General features: G+C 59.6%; 6 protein-coding genes and 1 pseudogene. 6 read left to right on the top strand and 1 reads right to left on the bottom strand.

All coding sequences use genetic code 11. The annotated features are described in order from the left end of the window. Positions 1-283 precede the first annotated feature (283 nt). Positions 284-883 (top strand): DUF992 domain-containing protein, encoded by a 600-nt coding sequence (locus tag C8N45_RS22000; protein WP_108389041.1) that lies wholly within the window; start codon positions 284-286, stop codon positions 881-883. A gap of 157 nt (positions 884-1,040) precedes the next feature. Beyond that, a complete protein-coding gene (locus tag C8N45_RS21995; protein WP_168769563.1) occupies positions 1,041-1,862 on the top strand; it encodes a L,D-transpeptidase family protein in 822 nt (273 codons plus the stop codon). An 84-nt stretch (positions 1,863-1,946) separates the two neighbouring features. Here the strand turns inward: C8N45_RS21995 and C8N45_RS21990 are convergent, their stop codons facing one another. Then, positions 1,947-2,414, bottom strand: a complete 468-nt coding sequence (locus tag C8N45_RS21990) for a DUF389 domain-containing protein (RefSeq protein WP_258793374.1) — start codon at positions 2,412-2,414, stop codon at positions 1,947-1,949. Positions 2,415-2,515: 101 nt separating this feature from the next. Between C8N45_RS21990 and C8N45_RS21985 the strand changes: the two are divergent. The 4 genes and pseudogenes from C8N45_RS21985 to C8N45_RS21970 all read left to right on the top strand — a co-directional run. Further along, positions 2,516-2,756: pseudogene (locus tag C8N45_RS21985) on the top strand (IS3 family transposase); the annotation flags it as partial. A gap of 386 nt (positions 2,757-3,142) precedes the next feature. Beyond that, the gene (locus tag C8N45_RS21980; protein WP_108389035.1) at positions 3,143-3,820 is read left to right on the top strand and encodes an ImuA family protein; all 678 of its coding nucleotides are present in this window, start codon (positions 3,143-3,145) and stop codon (positions 3,818-3,820) included. After that, positions 3,789-5,255, top strand: coding sequence for a Y-family DNA polymerase (locus C8N45_RS21975; RefSeq protein WP_181868971.1), 1,467 nt, complete (start codon positions 3,789-3,791; stop codon positions 5,253-5,255). The genes C8N45_RS21980 and C8N45_RS21975 overlap by 32 nt, the downstream gene beginning before the upstream one ends. Continuing rightward, complete coding sequence (locus tag C8N45_RS21970; protein WP_108389031.1) at positions 5,255-8,560, top strand: error-prone DNA polymerase; 3,306 nt, start codon at positions 5,255-5,257, stop codon at positions 8,558-8,560. Before C8N45_RS21975 ends, C8N45_RS21970 begins: the two co-directional genes overlap by 1 nt. Positions 8,561-8,580: the final 20 nt, after the last annotated feature.

Below are 8,580 nucleotides of genomic sequence, written 5' to 3'. Positions count from 1 at the left end.
CTTTCTCATCGTCCACTCCTCAGTGGCTACGATGAGCAACAAACCCTCCCTTAGCAAATACAGCTATTTGGACCCATAGGCGCTGACGTCAGACACTCATGGACGCGATCCGAGTTTGGCACGTAGCGCATCGCCAAGGACCACTTGTCTACGAGTTCGCATCCCATTCAGCAACGACAGGGCAAGTGCGCTCACATGCGAAGACGATCTGTGCGCCTTGCGCACGTTGATGTTGATCAATCCGATCGGGCAGGGCGCACCTAACATGACCTGACATAGAAGCATGGATATAGGTTGCCGTTCTCGCTTTGCGGCTGAGTTTCTGCCATTTCTGAGAGAAAGGAATAACTTGTCGTACCAAAGAACAAAGACTCCAATTTGTCTCGTCGCGTTTGCCTTGATTGGTGCTCTTGCAGGCTTGTTGGCACAACCCGCAACTGCCCAAAACATGGAGCGCTTCCAAGCCGGCACACTGGTTTGCAAAGGTAGTGGCGGATGGGGAGCGATCTTTACCTCAAAAAAGGAATTTGACTGCACATTTGCCAAACTCGACAGCAACGTGCGTGGTACCTACAAAGGCGTGATCGAACGGTTCGGGCTTGATATCGGTGTTACTGGCGACACAGCGCTTGTCTGGCTGGTCTTCGGCCCCGAAGGCAAGATTGGTGACAACTACAGCCCTGGCTCTTTGGCCGGGACCTATGGCGGTATTGGGGCAGAAGTGTCCCTGGGTGTCGGGCTGGGAGCAAACGCTCTTTTGGGCCGAGGCGAAAGCTCGTTTGCGCTGCAACCCGTGAGTGTTCAGGTTCAGACGGGGATCAGCGTGGCGGCCGGCGTTGAGACATTGAAGCTTGAATATGTCGGACCGCTTCAGGATTCTTGATCTGCGTAGGGGGGCAGCAGGAAAGCCTGCCTCTCAAAAGTCTCGCTTCCCTGAACAGTGTTCCTGGGGCGCGCTGGTCAAGTTTGGCGTGCCGGAAGCGAAAAACAGCTTTGGCCCCCAAGAAGACATGATGCTTGTTTCGGGACGACTTCAGAGGATGACGGCTAATTCGGGTGACCGCGCCTTGGGTCCCCGAAGACGTATCGGCGCGCTCAGTCGCTTGCTGTTTGCGTTCACATTGTATGCGTTGACCATGCTGACGGCATCCGCCCAGGATATCGCAGCCGAGGAGGCTGAGCCGGTTACGCAACGGTCTGAATTTCAGAGGCTGCTCGATGCACATGGCATTCCGTTGACGCTGCCGCCGCGCGGCAAGGCGATCTTGGTGAATATCCCCGCCTTTGAGTTGATCGCGTTGCAGGACGCGGCACCGGTCTTTCGGAGCCGTGTGATCGTAGGCGCGCCCTGGCACCGCACGCCGCGCTTGGAAACCCATGTGACTTCGGTTCGGATCCGACCAACATGGCGCCCGACGCCCTCGATGGTTGCGAGTGGCGAGTACCGCGATCGCATCTGGCCATCCGGGCCAACCAACCCTCTTGGGCTTGCGGCGGTTCGTTTTGAACCTGATTTGCTGATCTATCTGCACGACACGAACCGGCGCGAGTTATTCGCCGAAGAAATGCGTGCTCTGTCGCATGGGTGCATTCGCGTTCAGCAATGGGACGATCTGGTCGCCTGGGTGCTGAATATGCCGCTCCAAACAGTGCATGGCCTTGCGAATGGCAACAAGACACTTGATCTCCCAGCGGATCCAATCCCCGTTTATCTCGCTTACTACCTTCGGTTTCCGGACGATACAGGAACTCTGATTGAACACCCTGACGTCTACGGTTTGTCGCAATCAAATGCGATCGCCTCATCAGAGATTCAGTTATCGCAGGGGCACCTGTCCTGCGCCGGATTGGGGCCAACCTGACGCGGCGATGATCTTTTCGGAATGAATTGGGCCGATGCAATCCTTTTGGCTAGTACCACTCAAACCAGATGACCACGCACAAACTCAAAAGAAGGCCTCCCCAGACAACGAGGTTAACCCGCTGGGACTTTTGGCGTTCTCCTGTTCGTGCCAGGTTCGTGGGCGAATACCGCGCAATAGAAAAACAAGCTGGCTGGCTATTCCAACACTGACGATATTGGCAAAAAGTAACAGGGCGGCGCGCCCGGCAAGCCCGAACTCGCCTGCACCCGCAAACATTGCGATCGCCACAGAGGGTGGACGCAACGCGACGGCCACCATGACGCCGACCAATGCGCTGGACAGACCCGTGGCAACAGACAGCGCCGTTGCTGCACCAGAGGCAAGGGCCAGTGCGATGCTGTCGATTCCGATCTGACTTCGGTCGAGCAACTCCTTGCTGTCGAGGTTGATTTCCACGATTGCCCCGATTGCCAACGCCGTTACTACCCAACGCGCGCATGATTTTGCAGCATCAACGCCAGCTTGGTCAGCATCGGCAAAGTTTGTCAGGCTTTCGATGCCGGTCAGGATAGGGAAAGCCTTTATGTTTCCCGCGCTCAGGCATGGAGCACTTGGTTCGATAAGGCGTATCGCAAGTTGATCAAAAGGCTGGGCTCAGGCAATCCATGAGCCGCAAGGGCGCGCCTGGACACTGCGCCGATGGAAAGCTTCTTCGCGTCTTTGAAGAAGGAGAGGGTCCACCAGCGCCGCTTTGGAACACGGGCAGAGGCCAAGGCCGCCATCTTCGAATACATTGAGGTATTCTACAATCGCCAGCGTCGCCATTCAGGCAACGGGTACAAAACCCCAAAACAGGCTTTTGACCATATGACTTGGAAAATAGCCGCTTAGGGTCAATAATCAAAATGTCCGGAAATAGGGACGAAGTTCAGTCATCCCTGCCAAAGCGCAAGCAACTGGTTTGCCTTCTGGCACAATGATCTGGACCGGGCCTTGTGCCAGATGACAGGTGGGCAAGTGGGATCACGACCGGATCAAGCCGAAGGCGCTGGTCCAACACCTGCCCGTCCCGGCGGGCTGGTGTTTTGGTGCGATCTTGGTCGTTTTTTTGAGCTTTACCTTCCAACACGAGGGCAGTCCCCTCCTATGGGGAGGGTCGGGGGCTGCCCGGCCTGACGACCGGGCGGGTCATCATTTCTGGCGTGGAGCAGGTTTGACGAAACGCAAAAGAACGATTAGAACAAAAGAAGAACATAGGTCGAGATTCGGTGTCATGTATGGGTTCGCTTCGGGTGGAAAAACGGCTGGCAGGGCAGGGGGATCAACCCGATCCGCTCAAGCATACGCTGTCGGAAATCTTTCCCGCGCGTGTTACGGATGCGGCGGCTGTGGGCTATCTGCTGGCGCGCTTGCCGCGTACGAATGCCCCTGTTTTATGGGTGCAGGACCGGCTGTCGCGGCGCGAATCCGGGCGGCCCTATCTGGCGGGCATGGGCGCGTCTCGCCCCATCATCATGGTCAACCTGTCGCGTGCGGTCGATGTGCTGTGGGCGATGGAGGATGGCTTGCGCTGCCGCGCACTGGGCGCTGTGGTGGGCGAGGTTTGGGGCGACCCGCCCGCGCTGGATTTTACCGCCACCAAACGGCTGGCCCTGCGGTCAGAGGCGGCGGATGTGCCCTGCTGGCTGATCCGGCGGGCGGCCACGGCCAACCTGAGTGCGGCGCGCGACCGCTGGCGCATCGGGTCGGTCCCGTCTGCGGCACATCCAGACGATGCGCAATCCCCGGGCCCGCCACGTTGGGCGCTCGATCTGTTCCGGTCGCGGCGCAAAAAGCCGGGGCAATGGGTGGCGGAATATGACCGGGCGGCGGATCGTCTCTATCACGTTGCCCCAGTTCGCGATGGACCGCTGGATGCGGGTGATGGAGCGGCACGGGAACGCGCCGCCGGATGATATCCCGCTGGTGCTGGCCCGCGAGGGGCACCATGGGCCGGTGATCCACGCGGCCAACAGAACAGCACGGCAGACGGGTATCCATCCGGGCAGCCGGGTTGTGGATATGCGCGCGATCTGCCCCGAATTGCAGGTCGAATATGCGGATGAAGCGGGGGATCGTGCCGCATTGGACAGGCTTGTTTTATGGGCGCGCCGCTGGTGCCCGTGGACTGTCCGCGATGGCGACGACGGGCTGATATTGGACACCACCGGATCAGACCATTTGCTGGGCGGCGAAGCGGCAATGCTGGTCGAAATGGAAACACAACTGTCCCTGCTGGGGCTGACATCGCGGCTGGCCGTGGCCCCTACATGGGGGGCGGCGTGGGCCTTGGCACGGTTTGGGCCGGTGCGGTCCATTTGCGGCGCGGATGAGGTGGACTTCAAGCTGGGGGCCTTGCCCGTCACAGGCCTGCGGCTGGACCCCGATACTGTGCTGCTGCTACGCCGTCTGGGGCTGAAAACCATTGGTGCGCTGATGGATGTGCCGCGCCTGTCGCTGACCCGGCGCTTTGTCAAAGCGGGGCTGGCGGCCAATCCGTTGCTGCGGCTTGATCAGGCCTTGGGCAAACTGGCAGAACCTGTGTCCAGCGTGGATGCGGCCCCGCAATTCCGGGTGCAAAGCCGTCTGGCCGAGCCGATTTTCGACCCCACCCCATATCTGCCCGAATTGTGCGAGGATTTATGCGCGCAACTGAAACAGGCGGGCATGGGCTGCCGCGGTTTGCATCTGTGCGTCTATAAAACTGACGGGGATATCAGCCATGTGGATGTGGCGACCTCTGCCGCATCGCGCGATCCGGCGCATTTACATAGTCTGTTCCGCGACAAGGTGGATGCGATAAATCCGGGCTACGGGTTCGATCTGATCACGCTGGCCGCAGGTGCGGTTGAGCCGATGCAGACCGTGCAGAACCATCTTGATGGCGGGTCCGATGATGATTTGCACCTGACCCGGCTGGTGGACCGGTTAAGCGCGAAATTCGGCCCGCGTGCGGTGTCGCGCCCTGCCTTGCGCGAAAGCCACATCCCCGAACGGGCAGAAGGGCAGATGCCTGCCTTGGCGGCCATGACTGATACGGCCTTGGTCACGACCAAAGAACGCCCGTTGCGCCTGCTGGACCACCCCGAAGAAGTGCGCGTGCTTTATGCCGTGCCCGAAGGCCCGCCCGCGCAATTTGTCTGGCGCAGGCAGACCCACCGTGTTGCCCGTTACGCAGGCCCCGAACGGATCGCGCCGGAATGGTGGAAAGACCGCCCCGGCACCCGCCTGCGCGATTATTTCAAGGTGGAAGATCAGACCGGCCTGCGCATCTGGCTTTACCGCGAAGGGCTGCACGAGGACGGGCGCGGTGGTGACCCGCGCTGGTTTGTGCACGGGTGTTTTGCCTGATGCCCGAGAATGACCATCAGCCACCCAAACGCACATTGGACGCAGGGGATTTTACCCCCAACCCCAGAGCCGACTATGTAGAACTGGGCGTGACCACCTGCTTTTCTTTTCTGCGCGGGGCGTCGGACGCAATTGATCTGGCCGTAACCGCATCACGGCAGGGGCATGACGCGCTGGGCTGTGCCGACCTTAATTCGATGGCGGGTGTTGTTCGGCTGCATGCAGCGGCGATAAAGACGTGTCTCAAGCCATTGATCGGCTGCCGCCTGCGCCTTGTCACAGGCGAAGAGTTCCTTGCCTATCCGCGTGGCAGGGCGGGATATGGACGACTTTGTGCGTTGCTATCAAAGGGAAAAATGCATGATGTGCAGGGCAATTGGCAAGCCAAGGGCGCTTGCGACATTACGCTTGATGATCTGGTCGCCCATGCAGAGGGGGTGCAACTGATTGCGCTGCCCGGCCCCGATGTAAGTCATTTTGCCGCCGGTTTGCGCAGGCTTACCCGCGCCCTGCCGGGGATGCGCCATATCGCGGCCAGCTATCTGTATCGCGGCGATGACAAGGTGCGGATCAACCGGCTGGACAAGTTGGCGCGGTCGCATGGGCTGTCGATCCTGGCGACAAATGACGTGCATTACCACGCGCCCGAACGCCGCCCTTTGCAGGACGTCATGACCTGCATTCTGCACAAGACCACCATTGCCAAAGCAGGTTTTCTGCTGGACGCCAATGCAGAGCGTTACCTTAAATCGCCCGCCCAGATGAAGACCCTGTTCGCCGACTGGCCCCATGCCATCCGCGCCACGCGCACCGTGGCCGATGCCTGCGATTTCGACCTGCGCCAGTTGGCCTATGAATACCCCAAGGAAACTGTGCCAAAGGGGCGCACAGCGCAAGACTATCTGGAAGAGTTGACGTGGCAGGGCGCGCAGCGGCGCTATCCGGATGGTGTGCCAGATAAGGTGACGAAAGCCTTGCACAAGGAGCTGGCCCTGATCGCCAAGCTGGATATCCCGCAATATTTCCTGACAATTCATCAGGTTGTGAATTTTGCCCGCTATGACTGCAAGCCCGAAATCCTGTGCCAAGGGCGCGGGTCTGCGGCCAATTCGGCTGTTTGCTATGTGCTGGGGATCACCGCTGTGGACCCTGACAAGAATGATCTGCTGTTTGAACGCTTCATTTCCGAGGAACGCAAGGAACCCCCCGATATCGATGTTGATTTCGAACATGAACGTCGCGAAGAGGTGATCCAGCATATCTATGACAAATACGGGCGCGATCGGGCCGCCCTTTGTGCCACCGTTATTCACTACCGCCCGCGTATGGCCGTGCGCGAGGTTGGCCGCGTCATGGGCCTGTCCGAGGATATCACCACCGCCCTGTCGAAAACGATCTGGGGGTCGTGGGGGCGCGAACTTGGCGCCAGGGAAGCGACTGAGGCGGGAATTGACCTCAAGGACCCACTGATGGCACGCACTATCAAACTGGCGGATCAGATGATCGGTATGCCGCGTCATCTGGGCCAGCATGTGGGCGGGTTCATCCTGACCGAAAAGCCGCTGATCGAAACCGTGCCCATCGGCAACGGGGCGATGCCTGACCGCAGCTTTATCGAATGGGACAAGGACGATATTGACGAATTACGCATCCTCAAGGTCGATGTGCTGGCCTTGGGGATGTTGACCTGTATCCGCAAGGCCTTTGATCTGATTGACGCGCACTACGGGCGCAGGCTGACCCTTGCCAGCACCCCGCAAGATGATCCGGAGGTTTATGACATGCTGTGCAAGGGCGATAGTCTGGGCGTGTTTCAGGTCGAAAGCCGGGCGCAGATGAACATGTTACCACGGCTCAAACCACGCGAATTCTATGATCTGGTGATTCAGGTCGCCATCGTTCGCCCCGGCCCGATTCAGGGGGATATGGTCCACCCCTATTTGCGCCGCCGCAGCGGGCAGGAGCCCGAAGAATACCCATCCCCCAGCCCGCCGCATGACCCTGACGAGTTGCGCAAGGTGCTGAACCGGACCAAAGGTGTCCCGATTTTTCAGGAGCAGGCCATGAAAGTGGCTATGGTCGCGGCCGAGTTTTCACCCGATGAAGCCAACCAGTTGCGCAAGGCGATGGCGACCTTCCGGTCGCGCGGGACCATTGGCAAGCTTGAGGACAAGATGGTCAGCCGGATGATCCGACGCGGCTATGAACCGGAATTCGCGGCCCGTTGCTTCAACCAGATCAAGGGGTTCGGTGATTACGGCTTTCCCGAAAGCCACGCGGCCAGTTTTGCGCATCTGGTCTATGTCTCAAGCTGGATCAAATACTACTATCCGGATGTGTTCTGTGCCGCGCTGCTCAATTCCCAGCCGATGGGGTTTTATGCCCCGGCCCAGATTGTGCGCGATGCCCGCGAACATGGGAAAATCGTGCGCGGGCCGGATGTGAATTATTCCGATTGGGACAATACGCTGGAACCCGTTGGGCCGGGCACATTTGCCGTGCGTCTGGGTCTGCGCCAGATCGACGGGATGCGGCAGGACGCGGGCCAGCGGATCATGGATGCACGGGCGGACCCTTTTACGGACCTCAAGGATCTCAAAGCGCGCGCGCGGCTGGATGCGGGGACCATGCGCCGTCTGGCGGCAGCCGATGCGGTGCGGTCAATGACACTGGATCGCAGGCAGGCGCTATGGGATGCGCGGGCCTTGCGTGATGCACCCGACTTGCCACTGTTTCGCGAAGAACGTGACGAAGGGGCCGAGGTCCGCTTTGATCTGCCGCAGATGCCGGTCTGTGAACATGTTGTCGCCGATTACCAGACAACGCGCCTGTCATTGAAGGCGCATCCGCTGTCATTCATGCGTAAAAGCATGACAAAGCAGGGCTACAGCCCGACGGCGGCATTGCAGAACATGCGCAATGGGCAGTCGGTCAAGCTGGCGGGGATCGTCCTGATCCGGCAGCGACCGGGCAGTGCCAAGGGGGTCTGCTTTATCACGGTCGAGGATGAAACAGGGGTCGCCAATCTGGTGGTCTGGCCCAAGGTCATGACGGCCTTTCGCAAGGTGATTATGCGCGCGCGGGTGATTGATGTGCGCGGCACGGTGCAGCGCAGCGATGATGTGATCCATGTGGTCGCCCATCACCTGACCGACCGTAGCGATGCATTGGAAGGGCTGTCCAATGACCATATGGATGTGCCGCTCGCGCGCGCGGACGAGGTGCGCAAACCGATCCCTCATGATCGGCGGGAGGGTCATCCGCGCAATGTGCGTGTGATCCCGAAATCACGGGATTTTCATTGATATAAGACTTGGCTCAAGGC

The organism is Yoonia sediminilitoris, assembly GCF_003058085.1.
Lineage (GTDB): Bacteria > Pseudomonadota > Alphaproteobacteria > Rhodobacterales > Rhodobacteraceae > Yoonia > Yoonia sediminilitoris.
Note: the sequence above shows the minus strand (reverse complement) of the source record. Positions and strands in the feature narration are given on the sequence as shown.

What these genes read in the sequence shown, in the direction of transcription:
- C8N45_RS22000 (WP_108389041.1), top strand. Translation starts at nt 284, where the DNA reads ATGGATATAGGTTGCCGTTCTCGCTTTGCGGCTGAGTTTCTGCCATTT.
- C8N45_RS21970 (WP_108389031.1), top strand. Translation starts at nt 5,255, where the DNA reads ATGCCCGAGAATGACCATCAGCCACCCAAACGCACATTGGACGCAGGG.
- C8N45_RS21995 (WP_168769563.1), top strand. Translation starts at nt 1,041, where the DNA reads ATGACGGCTAATTCGGGTGACCGCGCCTTGGGTCCCCGAAGACGTATC.
- C8N45_RS21975 (WP_181868971.1), top strand. Translation starts at nt 3,789, where the DNA reads ATGGAGCGGCACGGGAACGCGCCGCCGGATGATATCCCGCTGGTGCTG.
- C8N45_RS21980 (WP_108389035.1), top strand. Translation starts at nt 3,143, where the DNA reads ATGGGTTCGCTTCGGGTGGAAAAACGGCTGGCAGGGCAGGGGGATCAA.